Origin of the sequence: Levilactobacillus brevis (assembly GCA_021383565.1) — a bacterium.
Lineage (GTDB): Bacteria > Bacillota > Bacilli > Lactobacillales > Lactobacillaceae > Levilactobacillus > Levilactobacillus brevis_B.
Map to the genome: position 1 here is coordinate 1,527,618 of CP079699.1, position 17,176 is coordinate 1,544,793.

Consider the following 17,176-nt stretch of genomic DNA (forward strand, 5'->3'; position numbering starts at 1 on the left):
TATTCTTGTATTAGTTTCTATTTATGAGAAAACTATGATAAAAAAATTCCCTTTTAACTATAAAAGCGTTAACCTGTCACTAATGACAATTTTTAAGGAGGATTTCCTATGCGTATTAATCATTTTGCTTCCGATGCGCCATCCGCTGGCGACTTTCCGGTCGACGAATCCCTGTTAACTCAGGACTTTTACGATGCCGTTAATGGCAAGTGGGCCGCCCAAGCAACCATCCCTGGCGACCACGCCTCGACCGGGGGCTTCATGGATCTGGCCGACAACATTGAACACACGCTGATGCATGACTTTAGTGACTTATTAGCGGGCAAATTAACGCCGGCAAATCCCGAAATGGCGGAGTTCAAGAAGCTCTACACCATGACTAGCGACTTCGACCAACGGGAAAAGGCGGGCACCGCACCGCTCAAGCCGTGGCTCGCCAAGATTGAGGCACTGACAGACTTTGATGACCTTAGCCAACACCTAGCCGATTGGTATCGTCAAGGACTTCCGGCGCCCATCGAGGTCGGCGTCGAACCCGACATGAAAGATACCAGCCAATACGCGCTCTACGTGGACGCGCCGAGCCTCTTTCTACCCGACAAGACCTACTATAGCAAAGACAATCCGGCGGCCAAGCAACTCATGCCAATCTTCACCCAAACGGCAACGAAGCTATTGGAACTCCTCGGTTACGACACCGATAAGGCCGCAACCATCGTCGAACAAGCCAAGCAATTCGATGCGCAGATTGCCCCCCACGTGAAGTCCTCCGAAGAAGCCGCTGACTACGTCAAAATTTACAATCCGCGGAAGTTAGCCGCTGTTGATGGCCAGGTCAGTGCGCTTGACCTGACCGGTGCCATTACGGACTTACTGCACGATACGCCGGAAACGGTCATCCTGCCGCAACCGAAGTTCTTCGATGCCGTCGATGACATTCTGGCGCCGGCTAATTTCGACGCGGTTAAGAGCTGGATGCTGGTGAACACTGCCTTTGACGCAACCGGTCTCCTGACCGAAGAATACCGCCAAGTCGGTGGCACCTACAGTCGGGCGCTCTCCGGCAAGAAGGAAGCCCGTTCCCAAGCCAAGGCCGCTTACTACCTGGCCATGGGCAACTTCTCCCAAGTCGTTGGTGACTACTACGGTCGCAAGTACTTCGGCGAAGCGGCTAAAAAAGACGTTCACGACATGGTCGTCAAGATGGCCAACGTTTACCAAAATCGGTTGAAAACCAACGATTGGTTGAGTAAGGCTACCCGGGAAAAGGCCATCGTTAAGCTCCAGAAATTAACGATTAAGGTCGGCTATCCCGATAAAATTGATCCACTCTACGCCAAGTTCCACGTGGACACTGACAAGTCGTTATTCGATAACTTGCAAGGCTTTAGCGAGATTGTTCTGGCTGATTTCTACGGTCACTGGGGCCAACCCGTGGACCGCGACAAGTGGGAAATGAGCGCCAGCACTGTCAACGCTTACTACTCCCCAACCAACAACGAAATTGTCTTTCCCGCGGCGATCTTGCAGAAGCCATTCTACAGCCTGAAGCAATCCAGCAGCGCTAACTACGGGGGTATCGGGGCCGTGATCGCCCACGAAATCTCCCACGCCTTCGACAACAACGGCGCCCAGTTCGATGAATTTGGGAATTTGAACAACTGGTGGACGGACGCCGATCTGGCCCACTTCAAGGACCTGGCTAAGGCCATGATTAACGAATTCGATGGCATCTCCTTTGCTGGTCAGAAAGTCAACGGTAAGCTGACCGTCTCCGAAAACATTGCTGACGCCGGCGGTCTGAGTTGTGCGCTGGAGGCCGCTAAGTCAGAGGATGACGTTGACCTGCGAGCCTTCTTCATCAACTGGGGTAATATCTGGCGGATGAAGGCCACCACTGCGTACATGCAGCTTCTGCTGTCGATTGACGTCCACGCCCCCGCCAAGCTCCGGGCGAACGTGCAACTCAAGAATCTGGCCGACTTCTACAGTACCTTCAACGTTCAGTCGGATGATGCCATGTACTTGGCACCAGCTGACCGGGTGAAGATCTGGTAGTCTTGCCACTTCAATTTCGAATCAAAAAAGCATTTAAATCTTACAGCATATTCAATAACTACGACAAAATAAGGCCTGAATCCGCAAAGATTCAGGCCTTATTTTTTATGCTTTCAACGTACTTTCTCGTTCAATTAATTCGGTACCAATCGTCACTCGTTGCGGTGTCTGCCGGCCCGTCTGCATGCGGTCGGCCACCAGATCGGCGGCCTCCGCGCCCAGCATCTCCGTATTCACGTGAACGCTGCTGAGTTCAGGAAAGACGTACTTAGCAATCGTGGTGTCGTTGAAGCTAAAGACGCTAACCTGTTCCGGCACAGCGACACCATTTTCACGCAGGGCCTTCAGTGCCCCCGCGGCCATAGGATCATTGGTAACGAAGAATGCGTGAGGTAACTGCTTGCCTAGCCGCGTAATGGCGGCCTGCATCTGTTCATAACCCGACTCCGCGGTGTAATCGCCGGTGAAGACCAGCTTGGGATCAAAGACCCCGCGCGCCTGCATCTCGTGGCAGTACGCTGTATACCGGGGATCAATCACCGCCAGCTTGCCATCGGTCGTCGACTCACTCCCACAGATCAGCCCAATCTCGTGCTGATCGCGTTGCCAGAAGAAGTCGACCACCTGCTGAACGGCCACGTCAAAGTCCGTGACTACACTATCGTAGCCGTGACCCAATTGATCCTGATCGACAAAGACCAGATTGGCCGTCAGCTGAGACAATGTACTGACCTGCTCGTCACTGAATTTACCAATAGCAATCACGGCGTCCACGTCTGGATCAATGGCCTGCAGGTTATTCTGAAACGTTCGCGTAGCCAGCATGTTGAGCTGCTCACAGCGTTTCTCTAAGCCCAACCGAATCGCCATGTAATACAGGTCATCCAATTCCTTAGACTTCGAGTACCACTGGACGATGGCAACTCGCAGTTGCTTGGCCGGTGCGTTAGCTCGTCGTTTGGACTTGGTGTAGTTCAAGTCCTCGGCGACCTCGAATATTTGTTTTCTGGTGGACTCACTGACCGACAATGTCCGGTCGTAATTCAGAACCCGTGACACGGTCGCCAGCGAGACCCCTACCGTTGTCGCAATATCTTTTAAGGTGGCTGCGATCACCATCACCTCCCGACTGTTTTAGAGCTGTGCCATGAATTTATCTAGCGCGGCTTGGCCCTGGGCATCGCGCTTGAAGACACCGGCATCGGCCAGCACACGGGCAAAGGTATTGCCGATCGCCTGGTGGATGATGGCCGTGACGTTAGCCGCCGTAACCGTGTTTTGACGCTTCAAATCATCGGCCCACGCCTGATGCATTGGCGCCATCTGGTTCGGCTGGTCCAGCAAGTATTTGCTGACCTCAGCCATCTCTGACTTCAGCCGTGCCGGCAAGATGGCCCGCCCCATGACCTCAATCAAGCCAATGTTTTCGCGCTTGATGTGTTGAACGTCCTGATGCGGATGGAAAATACCGTCCGGATACTGTTCGGACGTCTGATTATCCCGGAGCACGAGGTCCAACACGTAGTCCGCACCATCGCGGTAAGCAATGGGGGTAATCGTGTGATGCCGCGTGCCGTTCGTATAGGCCCGCACGTCCACGCTTTCATCGGAATAGTCAATCCATGAGGTTAAGACCTTGGTTGCCGCCGTAATCAGCGGTTCTGGCTGCGGTCCGCGGAGCCGAATATCGGTCATCGGCCACTGCACAATGCCAGCTGAAACGCCATCGACCCCTAGATCTACCGGCCGGTCAATCCCCGCCTTCATCATTGGGAAGGTGTGTTTACCGCCCTGATAGTGGTCGTGGGTCAGCATGGATCCGCCCACGATTGGCAGATCGGCATTGCTCCCGACGAAGTACGTAGGGAACTGCCGGACAATTTCCAACAAGTTGGTAAAGGTGTGTTGGTTAATCACCATTGGCCGGTGTTCTTGGGCCAAGAAGATGGCGTGTTCCGCGAAATAAGCGTATGGCGAATACTGGAAGCCCCAGGTCTCGCCGCCCACCATCAACCGGATAATCCGGTGATTGCTGCGGGCGGGATAGCCCAGACGGCCCAGATACCCCTCGTTGGTCATGCAGAGTTGGTCAAGCGGATAGCTGACCTGTTGCTGCGTCTGCGCGGCCGCAATGGCCTTGGGGTCCTTTTCTGGCTTGGACAGATTAATGGTAATCTCCAATTCACCAGCTGGTGTCTGCGCCGGGAAAACCACGTTACGCGCAATGTTCCGTGTCTTAATGTAGTTATTGGCCTTGCTCAACTGGTAGAACCAGTCGGTCGCGGCACTGGGACTCTGTTGATAACGGTCCCAAAAGCCACGGTTCACGGCCGATGGGAGTGGTGTCATGAAGTCCATTAACTGTGACTCCAGAATCTCACGGGGACTGGGTGCATCTTCAATCTTATCGTTGGCCACAGCCGTGTCGACCATGGCGGCAACCAAGTCAATCGGTTCGTCACTCACGGCGGCTTGGGCCGGGCCATCACCAATCAGCGCGAAGATCCGGTTGGTCACGTACTGTCGGTCCAGCTCCGTGTACGGCGCTGGTGAAGCCACGACTGCGTTAATAAATGTTTGAATGGTATCCGTCATTACTTAGCCGCCTCGTTTTGATCGTCATAGCCAGCTGGATGCTTTTGTTTCCAGTTCCAAGCGGTCCGGATGATATCCTCAACGTTGTCAAATTGTGGTTGCCAGTTCAGTACCTTTCGTGCCTTGTCGCTGGCCGCAATCAACGTGCTAGGATCGCCGGCCCGCCGTGGTGCCATCTTGGCTGGGATTTCCTTGCCCGTGACCTTCCGGGCAGCCTCCAGCATTTCCTTGTTGGAGAAACCGGTTGAAGAACCCAGGTTAAAGGCGTCGCTGTCGTGGCCGGCCTTCAGGTATTCTAGCGCCAAGATGTGGGCATCGACCAGGTCGACAACCTGGACGTAATCCCGGACGTTGGTCCCATCCTTGGTCGGGTAGTCGCCGCCGAAGATGGAGAGTTCCTTACGTTCGCCAGCAGCTACCTGCAAGATAATCGGAATCAAGTGGGTTTCAGGATGGTGGTCTTCACCGATGCTCCCGTCTTCCTTGGCCCCAGCTACGTTAAAGTAACGAAGCGCAATGAATTTAATCCCGTAGGCTTCATCGGCCCACCGCATGATCTTTTCCATCATCAACTTGCTTTCGCCATAGGGATTCGTCGGAATCTGTGGGTCGGTTTCCTTGATTGGAATCTGCTTCGGTTCGCCGTAAGTGGCGGCCGTCGATGAGAAGATAATCCGCTTGACGTTGTGTTTGTTCATCACTTCAAGTAAGGAAACCATCCCGGTCGTATTGTTATCGAAGTATTTCAGCGGCTTTTCCATGGATTCAGGAACAATGGAGAAGGCGGCGAAGTGCATAACGCCATCGACATCTTCTTGATCAAACACGCTGTTTAAGAATTTTTGGTCGCGTACATCGCCTTCGTAGAACCGTGCCTTTTTATTGACCGCAGCCCGGTGACCCGTGACTAAGTTGTCCACGACGGCCACGTCATACCCCTTTTGAATCAACCGGTCAACGGCGTGGGAGCCAATATAACCCGCACCACCTAAAACTAAAACTGTCATCATCAATTTCTCCTCAATTAGGTTGTCTTCTGTTTATTCTAACCTTATTCATTTTGACTGTTAACCCGTTTAAACCCGGTGAAATCACTTAAAATAAGCTCCCTCATCTGGGTCAACATGACCGACCACTTTACTTTTGTAATTCCTGTGGGCCGTCCGCAATCTCGGCGACGTAGAACTCAGCCTTGTGACCAATCGTCTTCTCGTAGACTTGACCAACTTTGGTTTCGAAGTCTTCGACGTTGCTCTTCTTAACAATTGCAATCGCACAACCCCCGAAGCCGGCTCCGGTCATCCGGGCACCTAACACGCCAGGTTGTTGCCAAGCCGTTTCAACCAAGGTATCGAGTTCCTTACCCGTTACGGCAAAATCATAGTTCAGGGAAACGTGGGAGGCATTTACCAAGTGGCCAAAGGTCGGCAAATCATGGTTTTGTAAGGCCTTAAACGCCTTCAGGGTCCGTTGATTTTCGAAGACGGCATGCCGTGCGCGCTTGATTAACGTGTCATCATTGATGAGGTAAGCGTTCTGGTCGAATTGGTCTTCGTCTAAGTCGCCCAGCGTCTTAATATCGAGCTTGGTCTGCAGCCGCTTCAAGGCCTCTTCACACTGTGCCCGCCGTTCATTATACTTGGAATCGGTCAGTTCACGACGCTTCTTCGTGTTCATGATGACCACGACGTTATCGCCTAAATCAAGTGGCGCGTATTCATAGGCCAGCGTATTGGTATCCAACAAAATGGCTTGGTCTTTCTTGCCCATCCCGATAGCAAACTGGTCCATGATCCCGGTATTCAGGCCAAAGTAATCATTTTCCACTTGTTGGCCGACCTTAACCATTTCAACTTCATTCAGTTTCATCCCGTAGGCGGCATGGAGAATCTCACCCATCAGCATTTCCATGGAAGCGGATGAGGACAAGCCGGAAGCATCCGGTAGGTTCCCATGAACAAAGAGATCGAATCCGTGGTCAATGGTTAGGTCTTGTTTTGCCAGCTCGAACAACATGCCTTTCAGGTAGTTAGCCCAATTGTCGGCTTTGTTAAACGTCAAATCGTCCAACGAGAACGTCAGCGTCCCGGCCTCGGGAACGTTGGCCGAATACACCCGAAACTCACGGTCGCTTCTATCCGAATAGGCGGCGTAGGTTCCCATGCTAATGGCTGCCGGGAAAACGTGACCTCCGTTAAAATCTGTATATTCACCAATCAAATTAATTCGTCCGGGGGAAAAGAATACCCGTTGCGGAGCGACATCAAATTTTTCTTGATATTCAGTTGCTAAGCTGGCAAAATCCATGTCTATTAACCCCTTAATGTTTTTAGTAAAGTTTTACTATAATTATCATAACTGCTTTTCAGTTGATTGTCAACGCATTTATAAAGCGCTTTCTTCTTGTCATCACGATTTACACCTTGGTCATCACCGCCCTTAGTTACCTACAGAAAAACCCCAGACACAAGTTCTGAGGTTTTCTAGATTCTAATTAATTTTGCGTTTCAGACTGCTTTTCAGCCTGTTCAGTCCTTAATTTTTTCTCCAGTTTTCTGACGATTTCTGCATGTTTCTTCTCAGACAGCGTCACCTTAAATTGATAAATCAAGGCTGACACTACCAGCAAGATCATGGGCATGTAGAAAATAAAGGAATGGAAGATAAACATACCATGCGCGGTAATATCACTCGGCTTGGCATCCCCCGTCATCCCAGCTTGGACGGCCGCAATCACAACAATCCCAGTTGAGAAAGCCCCAGCCAATTTATCAATCAAAGGCCGGACGGACAAGGTCACGGATTCGTTCCGCGTCCCGTTCTTCCACTGACCATACTCCACACTGTCGGTAATCGTCATCAACGCCGCCAAGAAAATCATGGGGTACGGGAAGAAGAAGATGGCATCCGCGACGTACATCATCATGGCGCTATCGCCCGCAAAATTAAAGAGCAGGTAGCCAACCAACATCATGCAAATCCCGCCAACGTAGACACCGCGCCGGGTAATCTTGGACACGATGATTGGGAAAAGTGGCACCGAGATGATTCCCAATAAGGCAGTCACCCCACCGATAACACTATAAGCATTGGGATTGCCGATGACGTAGCGGAAATAATAAATCAATAGTGAGTTGGTGACGACATAACTTAAGGCAAATAGCAGATAGGAAAAGCCTAACCACATCAACTGGTCGTTTTCAGCGATCACCTTGAAGACATCCCGGAAACGCGTCCGCTCCGTATTTTCCCGGATCAAGTTCTTGGTTTCTTTCGTCCCAAAGAAGGTGGCTAACGCACCCAGCAGCGAGACCAAGCCAATCACAATGGCGAAGCCTAACCATCCAGCACGGGTCTGCGTATCTCCGTGGGTCCCTGAGAACTTCTGGGAGAAGTAGGTGACCAGGGGCACGACCACAATAATGACCCCTTGAGACCCTAAGGTAGAGCCAAACCGACCGACTGTCCCAAAGCGGTTACGCACCTTGGTATCCACACTCAAGGCCGGTAACATGGACCAAAACGAAATGTCTTTGAACGAATAGAAGATATCCATAATGACGAAGACAATCCCAAAGACTAGGAAGTACATGGAAGTGTTGGAATCCGCCAAACCAAACAGGCTAGAGAACATCAGAATCAGTCCGATCGAACTGACGATGGCCCCGGCCAATAACCACGGCTTGAACTTCCCCATCTTGGTGTCGGTATTATCAACCATCCCACCAATCATCGGGTCAAAGGCAATTTCAACTAACCGGATGACCACGACCATCGTCGTCACAATGCCGGCTTCAGCGGCGGCACCCTTGCCAACGAATAAGGCGCCGGTCACAAACATCGCAAAATAAGTATTGAGTGTTGCGTAGAAGGCATCGTGTCCAAATGCCCCTAAAGCGTATGAGAAATATTGCTTAATCATGGTTCTTTCCACACCTTTCATCGAGAAACTTATCTCTAAGCCACAACAATGACCATTAAGTTAGTGGTATCTGTGTTCAATGATTTTTGAAAGAACATTCTCCCGCTGTTGTGCTTTGGCCATATCAAACTGGGATTCTTCCAGCTTGTTAAAGTCCTGGGCCAGCAACGTGGCCTCCAAATAAAGGGTGAGCTGCCGCTTAATGTACAGTTTATTTTCTTCACCCGGATGCTGCGCGTTACCACCCAAAACAGCGGCCGCAAACTTCGCGGGATCCAATTTAATCTTGTCATTCTTAGCCATCTTGATACACCTCTGATTTCTAAAGATAGAACACCCACAAAATCGGTAAAAACAAGAATTCTATTTTAACTAAAATGTAAGCGGTTTTACGGTCATTATTCTAAGGTTATCTGGCCGTAATTGCAACCAATTCTGCGAACTTAAAAACGTTGGTAGTCCTAGAATTTCCTATCTTAAAGCTGTTGCAACCGGTTGCTCTAAAATTGTAACTTTTTTAGTAAAGAAATAAGTAAATTATCTCACAAATCCCCGGCCTGATGAAAAATACCGAACCATCAAAAAATTACTGAAAGCATGTCACACCGGTAAGGGGCGTCGTGACAACCGGTTGTCCCTCTTTACCAACTGAAATGAACAAAAAAAGAGCTTGGGCTCACTGCCCAAACTCCCGTGTTCAAATTAAGATAACCGTCCGCGATACCTACTTCACTGAAGCCACATAAGTCTTCAGCGCTGCTTCATAGTCCGCCAATTGTTTCTGCGCGGCATCGTTGGTCTTGGCACTGGTTCCGATGTAGAACTTCACCTTGGGCTCCGTTCCGGACGGTCGGATGCAAATCCACGTACCGTCATGCAGCCAGTACTTCAGGACGTTGGCCGCTGGCAAATCAATCTTGCTAGTGCTACCATCCGCGTTCGTCTTCACGCCCGTCGAGAAGTCTTCAGCCGCATCAATCGCCGTGCCGGCAAAGTTTTGCGGGGCATTTTCTCTGAATTCACTCATCAGATGTGCCATCTGGTCGGTCCCATTGACACCAGGGAACTCCTCAAACGTGGTCTTTTCGGCAAAGTAGCCGTAGGTCGCGTAGAGTTCCTCGATCCCGTCGTACAGGGTCATTCCGCGTTGCTTGTAATCGGCGGCGACTTCCGCCAACAGCACCGTGGACTGAATGGCATCCTTGTCCCGGACGAACGGCTTAATCAGGTAACCGTAACTTTCTTCAAAACCGAAGAGGAAGGTGTGGTCATGATTGGTCTCGTACTGGTGAATCTGTTCGGCAATGAATTTGAACCCAGTCAGAACATTCTTCATTTCAACACCGTACGCCGCCGCAATCTTGGTGGCGAGTTCGGTCGACACAATGGACTTGACCACGCGTGAATTGGCCGGTAACTGTCCGGCTTGCTTGCGGGCCTTCAAGATGTAGGCCAACAGAATCGAGGCAATCTGGTTCCCCGTCAATAGTTGGTAATCCCCATCAGGCTGGCGAACGGCGGCGCCTAGTCGGTCGGCATCGGGATCGGTGGCGACTAACAGATCGGCGCCCTCTTTTTTACCCAGGGCAATCGCCATATCAAAGGCTTGGGCGAATTCCGGATTCGGGAACGGAACGGTTGGAAATTCAGGGTCGGCAATCGCCTGTTCCGGCACCATGGTGAAGTTTTCGAAACCGGCTCCGCGTAAGGCGCGTTCCCCGATGACCTTCCCCGTCCCGTGAAGTGGCGTGTAGATGAGCTTCATCGTCTTCCCTACGGACTTAATCAAGTCGGGGTTGATCGTCACGCTGGCGACGTTCTTCAGGTAAGGCTGGTCAACATTTTCACCAATAATCTGCATCGTCTTATCCGCGCGCAGTTGACGTTCATCGGCGACCTTGATGCCAAAGACATCCTTGGCCGAACGTACGAAGTCGGTAATCATATCGGAAGCCTTAGGCGGCATCTGGCCACCATCTGGGCCGTAAATCTTATAACCATTGTACTGCTTCGGGTTGTGGCTGGCCGTGATCATAATCCCCATGGCCGTCTGTAAATGCCGCACCGCAAAGGACAATTCCGGCGTTGGCCGCAGATCATCGAAGACGAAACTAGGGATATGGTGGGCGCCCAAGACCCGAGCCGCCTCGTGGGCGAATTCCGTGGAATGGTACCGGGAGTCAAAGCTAATGGCCACCCCGCGTTGCTTGGTCGCGTCGTCCAGCGTATCCAGGTAACGGGCCACCCCTTCGGTCGCTTGCCGTACCGTGTAGACGTTCATTTGACCAATCCCCGGGCCCATGACGCCCCGCATTCCGGCCGTTCCAAAGCTCATGGGACCACTGAAGGCCGCTTCCAAAGCTTGCGGATCGTCCGCGATGGCATCTAATTCGTGCTTGATATAAGGAATCATCGTGGCCTGTTGTTGCCAAACTTGATAATTATCTTGCCAACTCATCTAAACCTCTCCTTTTTCATCAGTTCTAAACCATTTTGTCTGGCCGTCCGCACCCCTTCAACTGCTCCCCTGAGGTGTGCGACCGTTTAAATCCAATATCACTACTATACCAGTAACGCCCCGATTTTCACAAATGCCGACAAGGATTACTTCTGACCCGCGAGGTATTGATAGGCAATCGTGTGGGTCACGGCTTGATTAGCCGGCAACACAATGTCGCCGAATCCTTGATGGTGAATGGCGTCGGGCAACGTCTGGGCTTCCAGCGCCAAGGCATTGTAATCCCGCTCGGCCGCCCGCTTCGAATCGGTCGGATTGGCCGTGAAGACGACCAGCCCGTTGCGATCGGAGTAAATGGCAAGCCGCCGATGGCCCGCAGCGTCCCCAATTGCAGCGATTGGCGTACGGTCACTCGGAATGACTTCGAAGGCATCGTCGTATTCGACCTTGCCAGCTTCCTTGAGTTGCTTCAGGCCATCGGTAATCTTTCGTGGTTGACTAAAATCATAACCGGTCCCGGCCGTTGGCAGTTTCTTACCCGTCGGAACTTTGGTGTCATCGAGTTCTAGACGATGATCCCCACTCAATAATAGCCACTGTTGATCGAGGCTTTGCTGATCGTCAGTCACATTGAAGTACGTGTGAATCGTCGGGTTAAACAGCGTGTCAGCGTCACTCTTCCCGGTAAAACTAATTTCCAAGCGATCGGCCGCCGTCAACGTGTAGGTGATGGTCGTCGTCAACGTCCCCGGATAACGATCAACTGCCGGCGTTGCGGTATAGGTCAGTACCAAGCTAGCCGTATCGTCGGTAGTGTGTGTCGTTCCCGTCCAGTTGACATTCCGAAAGCCATGGGGGCCGCCGTGAATGGCATTGCCGTCATCGCCAGCTTCCAAGTGAACCGTTTGGCCATCCAGATCAAATTGCGCGCCGCCAATCCGACCGGCAACCCGCCCCAAGGCTTGACACAGGGCCCAGCCATTGTGATCGTAAGCGGCAAGATCTGATTCTCCCACCACGAGTTGTTGCCGCCGAGCCCCCTCGACAACACTAAATTCTTGTAACGTTGCGCCCCAGGATAAAACGGAAACGCGGGTACCTTGTTGATTAGTTAACAGGTACTGGGTGATCGACTGATTGTCGATGGTCCCCATGACACTCTTGGTTATTTTCATCGTGAAATACCTCCCAATTAGAATCCGTTTTCATTGTATAATATTCGGCTGGTCAGTACCAATTTTTTTATAATCGGCATCGTGTTTAGCCACAACCGTTTATTTCCGAAATCAGTAATACTTTTACTGGACTTATCATTTGATTATTCGCTATACTTACTTCGAATCGTGCACTTATACACAATTAAATTGTCTGTTAAGGAGGAACTATCTTATGCCATCTACAACTGCTGCGGCTGAGAAGCTGCTGCTCCAAATGGTCGACGACTACACCGAACGGGAAATCGCGCCTCAGGATATGCCCATGGATGCAGCGGGTGACTTTCCAGCTGGTTTCATGCAAAAGTTAACGGATACCGGCTTTCTCGGCATCATGTTACCTCAAGAATTCGGGGGTGCCGGCTTTGGCCCCGAAGTCACGGCTCAGGCCTTAAACCACATCGCCCGCGGAAACGCCAGCACGGCGGTCACTCTCGAAGGCCATTTTAAAACCATTGATCAAATTTTAAAATTCGGGACACCCGCCTTGCAGAAGCAACTCTTGCCGTCCGCCAACGACCGAATCTTCGCCTTCTCCATGACCGAAGCCTCTGGGGGATCGAATCCCATGGGCATCAGTTCCACGGCGACTCGTGAGGGGGATCACTGGGTCATCAACGGCGATAAGATCATGATTACCAACGGTGGCCTGGCTCAGGTCTACTGCGTCCTGGTCAAGACCGCGCCTAAGGAACTTTCCGTCTTCGTGGTCGACCAAGATATGCCTGGCTTCTCCTTTGGCAAGCGCGAAGACTTCATCGGTCTCCGCGGCACGCCCGTGGGGGAAATCGTCATGGACCACATCATGGTTGACGACGACCACCTGCTGGGGAAACTAGGCGACGGCGGCCTCATCGGCGATTCCGCTCATGATGACGCCCGGATCTTGATGGGCGCCGTCCTTACTGGCATTATGGAACACGAATTGAAGATTGCGACCGACTACGCCAAGGAACGGAAGGCCGGCGACACCCCACTAACCGCCCTGCAAGTTACCCATCGCAAGGTTGCCGATATCGCGATGCGTAAGGAAACTACGCGTCTGTTGTATCAAAACGCCGCTAAATTGAAAGCGGCCGGTCAACCGTACAGCGAGGAAGCTGCTATGGCCAAGGCCCACGGCTCCCGTGCCGCCGTTAGCGCCGGTGACGACACCTTACAGATTTTGGCTGGCTACGGCTACAGCCGCGAATACCCGGTTGAGCACCTGATTCGGGATGCCCGGGCAATGGAAATCGCCGAAGGAACCGTTGAAAAGATGCGGTCCGCCATTGCCACCGCCGAATTTAACAAATAGGAGGTCTCCCCATGAAAATTGTCGTATGTATTAAACAAGTTCCCGAAACCAACGATGTCACCATCGATCCAGTGACCCATAACCTGGATCGGCGCGGCCTCGCGGGGGTCATGAATCCCTTTGATAAAAACGCCATTGAACTGGCCCTGCATCTCAAAGACACGGCCGACGAAGAGGTTCAAGTCGCCCTGCTCACCATGGGACCCGACGACTACGCTGAATCCCTGCGCGAAGGCATGGCGATGGGCGCCGACGCCGGATATCTCCTATCCGACCGGGCCTTCGCTGGGGCCGATACGCTAGCCACCGGCTACGTCATTGCCCAAGCCCTGAAGAAAATCGGTGACGCCGATCTGATTTTATTTGGTCGGCAAGCCGTCGATGCCGATACCGGTCAAGTCGGTCCCATCGTCGCCGAATTTCTTCACCAACCCCAGATTACTTACGCGGCCAGCCTGCGTCTGAGCGGTAAAAACGAAGTCACCGCCGAACGCCTGCTGGAAGACACCAAGCAGACGCTGGTCGCCCAACTCCCCGCCGTCGTTAGCGTCCGCAGCGAATTGAACACGCCGCGCTACCCGACGCCCCGAAACATTCAGCTAAGTTTCGACAAGCCGCTGACCGTTTGGCACCACGACGACCTTGACTTGGATGATTCTCGTCTCGGCCAAGCCGGATCGCCAACCATCGTGACCAAGGTCTACGCGCCTAAGCCTGTCAAACGGGAACTGACGCCGCTGACTGGGACGCCAAGCGAAGCCGCTAGTCAACTCATCACAGCCTTAAAGGGCCGTCAATTAATCTAAGGAGGAATCTGCTATGTCAAAACCAGAACTGTGGGTCATCGCGGAACGCCGCTTAGACCACATTGAGCCCACGACGCAACAACTGATTACCAAGGCCAAGCACCTAGCCGGCAACGTCTTTCACACCGTGGTCATCTTGTTCGAAGCCAACAACGACCACTTGGAAGACGAATTGAAAGCGTACGGCCCCGATGAGATTCGGGTCGTCCGGGATGACCGTTTCCCAACGGCCACCGACGCCGAACACGCCGACGCCTTGGAACAGTTGGTGCACAAGTACCAGCCTAATTCCATTCTCTTTGGCGCTACCATCACCGGCCGGTCTATCGCCCCACGGCTTCAGGCCAAGCTGCAAACCGGCCTGACCGCCGATTGCCTGGACCTGCGCTTCGACGATGAGACCTTAGTCGCCACCAAACCGTCTTACGGGGACAACATCATGTGTGAAATCATCTGCCCCGACCACCGGCCACAAATGGCCACGGTACGGCCGAATACCTTCGTCGCCGAGACCACACCCGGCGACGCCACCGTCACCACAGAAACGATCACCTTCCACCCCGTGGCCCGACTTCAGGTCAAGGCCGCGACACCGGTGGTGAACACCGCCACCACGGTCGGCGATGCCACCCGGGTCGTCGCCTTGGGTCGTGGAGCCGCCAGTGCGGCCACCATCGACACGGCCACGAAGCTCGCCGAAAAGTTAGGCGGCCGTATCGGCGTTTCCCGCCCACTGACCACCGCTTGGTAGCCGTGAGCGAACCAAATCTGGGCTCAGCCGGGGCATTTACGACTGGTGAGTTACCAGTCGTAAATGGGCGCCTTGGAAACGTCAGTTTATGACGGTTCCAAGCAAAGGCCAAGGCCGCTCCCTCAGGCTTGGTCTGGCCCTTCCCCAGCGTTCCAGCCCAGAATTTGGCGAACGGCAAGGCGGCCAGCTAACACCAACGCAGCCAACGATACCTGACAAATTTATTTCAAAAAACGTGCAACAAATCCGCTAATTTTTACATTAGTAATAAGTGTAGGGCCCACCAACTAGAGCTTCAACAATTCAGCCAGCAGTTCCTTTGCCGACTCGTTGAGCTTGGCTTGTGACTTGTCGTTGCCCAAGTGGGTGTAAATCTCACCCACGTAAACGCCATCCGTGAATAACCGATCAAAGACCGCGTCGATGATGGGCTGGGTCGCAGCTTGTTCCTGAACCGGGCCGAACGGGTTAGCGAAGAAGGTCGTGCTCATCCCCACTTCATCCGTGGTGCCCAGCGCCTTACGTTTACCGGCGATGAACGTCTTCTTGGCGGTCTCCTGGTCCGTAAACCGGTGGACGCCCACAGCATCGTCGTAGTTGTTGGCGTAAACCCACATGTCGATGTGATGGTGCGCAACCACCCGTGGCCAGGTATTGGCCGGGATGATGACCCGCGCATTCTTCTGTTCGGGGTTCATGTAGATCCCCCGGTCCATATTGTTAAAGGCCACCTCACTGCTCAGGTCATCGAGGCGGACAAAGGCCCCCGTTTCGGTCCCCTGCGCGTAGAGTTCTTGGCCGTCCAACGTGAAACTCCCCATGTCGTCAAAGATCGTTTCCATGCTGACAATCTGATCATCGGCCACTTGTTGTAAGGCCTCGATGGATTCGGACTTGCCGGCACCGGAATCACCGAAGAAGACCACCGTCTTGGTCTGCCCGTCGGCAAAGGTAATCTTCATCATCGACCCGTGAATCGGCAGGCGTTTCTGCGCAATCATATGCAGGTTATGCAGGGTCAGGCACATCTTCTTCATGTAGCCAAAGTACGTGGTCTGGTCGTTGTACGGAATCTGGCCCACGTAGATGTCATTGGCCTGGTCGTAGAAGTAGTGACCATTCTCCGGATCGGTATCCGTGGCCACGCCTGGCGTCCCAAACAGCAGCACTAGATCCGGCTTGTGACCGGCGACCTGCTTCACGTCGGCGAGCTGGAACAGGTTGGCTAGGGCCAGCCCGGAAGCCAGGTAGTCGCGGTGGAAGTAAATGTAGGCCAAACTTTCGCCAATCATGGCCGGGTAGCAGAAGAAGTCGTCCGACGTTCCCTCAAAGTTGGTCAGTGGATTGACTTGCGTTGCCGTGAAGGTCCCCTTCCGCTTGTTACTCTTGGTATGTAACATCATTGGTGGCCGCAACATGATGCGGTCGATGAAGCGGATATCCTGTAATTTTTCGTAGCCAGCGGGCATTGGCCAATTCAATTTCTGTAGGAGTACGCAGGCACTCGACCCGGCGCTCACTTGCCGGTACACGTGATTGGCGTGGCCCTGAAGCTTCTCTTCAATCGTCCGGTACAACCGAATAACCAAGTCGTTGAAGCGCTGGTCGATGGTCATAAATTCACTGGCGACCACGTCATTACGTTTGATGGTCATCGTAGCAACCCGCAGATACGTCCGGTAATACGAATAGAGGTCTTCGATGCTGGCCAGAATTTCTGATTTTTGGTACGTGGCAAAAGCATCCGGCTGATCGGTCAGAATCGCCTTGATAGTGGCCAGGTAAACCTGAGGCGTGACCAGATTAAAGGTGGTCGACGCATCGGCGACTTCTGGCGTGTGATCGCGTTGTTCATCCAAGAATAACCGCACAAAATCGGCGAGTTCGTCACTGTTAACGAGGTCGAAGATGCTGGTAATAAAACGCGTATTGTAATCCAAGACCGCCACATTGCGGTCCGGATTGGCATAAAATGAAGCCAAATCAATTGCTGCTGGTGTCTGCATGGTGAAGCTCCTTTCATAATGTCTTAACGGTAATTTTAGCCTAAAAGTCGGTCAGAAGGAAGTGACTTT

12 protein-coding genes and 1 pseudogene are annotated in these 17,176 nt (G+C 52.6%); 4 read left to right on the forward strand and 9 right to left on the reverse strand.

Annotated features, from left to right (window positions below; all coding sequences use genetic code 11):
• The first annotated feature begins 108 nt into the window (after window positions 1–108).
• Entirely contained in the window at window positions 109–2,058 is a 1,950-nt protein-coding gene (locus tag KB236_07155; GenBank protein ID UIF28330.1) for a M13 family peptidase, read from the forward strand.
• 105 nt (window positions 2,059–2,163) lie between these two features.
• Here the strand turns inward: KB236_07155 and KB236_07160 are convergent, their stop codons facing one another.
• The 8 genes from KB236_07160 to KB236_07195 form a co-directional block, all read right to left on the reverse strand.
• A complete protein-coding gene (locus KB236_07160) occupies window positions 2,164–3,171 on the reverse strand; it encodes a LacI family DNA-binding transcriptional regulator (GenBank protein UIF30318.1) in 1,008 nt (335 codons plus the stop codon).
• 21 nt (window positions 3,172–3,192) lie between these two features.
• Window positions 3,193–4,653, reverse strand: a complete 1,461-nt coding sequence (locus KB236_07165) for a UDP-glucose--hexose-1-phosphate uridylyltransferase (GenBank protein UIF28331.1) — start codon at window positions 4,651–4,653, stop codon at window positions 3,193–3,195.
• Window positions 4,653–5,660, reverse strand: coding sequence for a UDP-glucose 4-epimerase GalE (galE, locus tag KB236_07170; GenBank protein UIF28332.1), 1,008 nt, complete (start codon window positions 5,658–5,660; stop codon window positions 4,653–4,655). The genes KB236_07165 and galE overlap by 1 nt, the downstream gene beginning before the upstream one ends.
• A 130-nt stretch (window positions 5,661–5,790) precedes the next feature.
• Entirely contained in the window at window positions 5,791–6,960 is a 1,170-nt protein-coding gene (locus tag KB236_07175) for a galactokinase (GenBank protein UIF28333.1), read from the reverse strand.
• A 187-nt stretch (window positions 6,961–7,147) separates the two neighbouring features.
• Window positions 7,148–8,575, reverse strand: a complete 1,428-nt coding sequence (locus tag KB236_07180; protein UIF28334.1) for a glycoside-pentoside-hexuronide (GPH):cation symporter — start codon at window positions 8,573–8,575, stop codon at window positions 7,148–7,150.
• 60 nt (window positions 8,576–8,635) lie between these two features.
• Complete coding sequence (locus tag KB236_07185; GenBank protein ID UIF28335.1) at window positions 8,636–8,878, reverse strand: hypothetical protein; 243 nt, start codon at window positions 8,876–8,878, stop codon at window positions 8,636–8,638.
• Between the two features lie 421 nt (window positions 8,879–9,299).
• Window positions 9,300–11,033, reverse strand: coding sequence for a phospho-sugar mutase (locus KB236_07190; GenBank protein ID UIF28336.1), 1,734 nt, complete (start codon window positions 11,031–11,033; stop codon window positions 9,300–9,302).
• Between the two features lie 146 nt (window positions 11,034–11,179).
• Window positions 11,180–12,208, reverse strand: a complete 1,029-nt coding sequence (locus KB236_07195) for a galactose mutarotase (GenBank protein UIF28337.1) — start codon at window positions 12,206–12,208, stop codon at window positions 11,180–11,182.
• Between the two features lie 214 nt (window positions 12,209–12,422).
• Between KB236_07195 and KB236_07200 the strand changes: the two genes are divergently transcribed.
• The 3 genes and pseudogenes from KB236_07200 to KB236_07210 all read left to right on the forward strand — a co-directional run bounded on the left by KB236_07200 (window position 12,423) and on the right by KB236_07210 (window position 15,089).
• On the forward strand, window positions 12,423–13,544 hold the full coding sequence (locus KB236_07200; protein UIF28338.1) for an acyl-CoA dehydrogenase family protein: 1,122 nt from the start codon (window positions 12,423–12,425) through the stop codon (window positions 13,542–13,544).
• An 11-nt stretch (window positions 13,545–13,555) separates the two neighbouring features.
• The gene (locus KB236_07205; protein ID UIF28339.1) at window positions 13,556–14,350 is read left to right on the forward strand and encodes an electron transfer flavoprotein subunit beta/FixA family protein; all 795 of its coding nucleotides are present in this window, start codon (window positions 13,556–13,558) and stop codon (window positions 14,348–14,350) included.
• A gap of 13 nt (window positions 14,351–14,363) precedes the next feature.
• Window positions 14,364–15,089, forward strand: a pseudogene (locus KB236_07210) (electron transfer flavoprotein subunit alpha/FixB family protein).
• A 299-nt stretch (window positions 15,090–15,388) separates the two neighbouring features.
• On the opposite strand, the gene KB236_07215 reads toward KB236_07210, so the two are convergent.
• Window positions 15,389–17,107: a phosphoenolpyruvate carboxykinase (ATP) gene (locus KB236_07215; GenBank protein ID UIF28340.1), complete on the reverse strand. Its 1,719-nt coding sequence runs from the start codon at window positions 17,105–17,107 to the stop codon at window positions 15,389–15,391.
• Window positions 17,108–17,176: the final 69 nt, after the last annotated feature.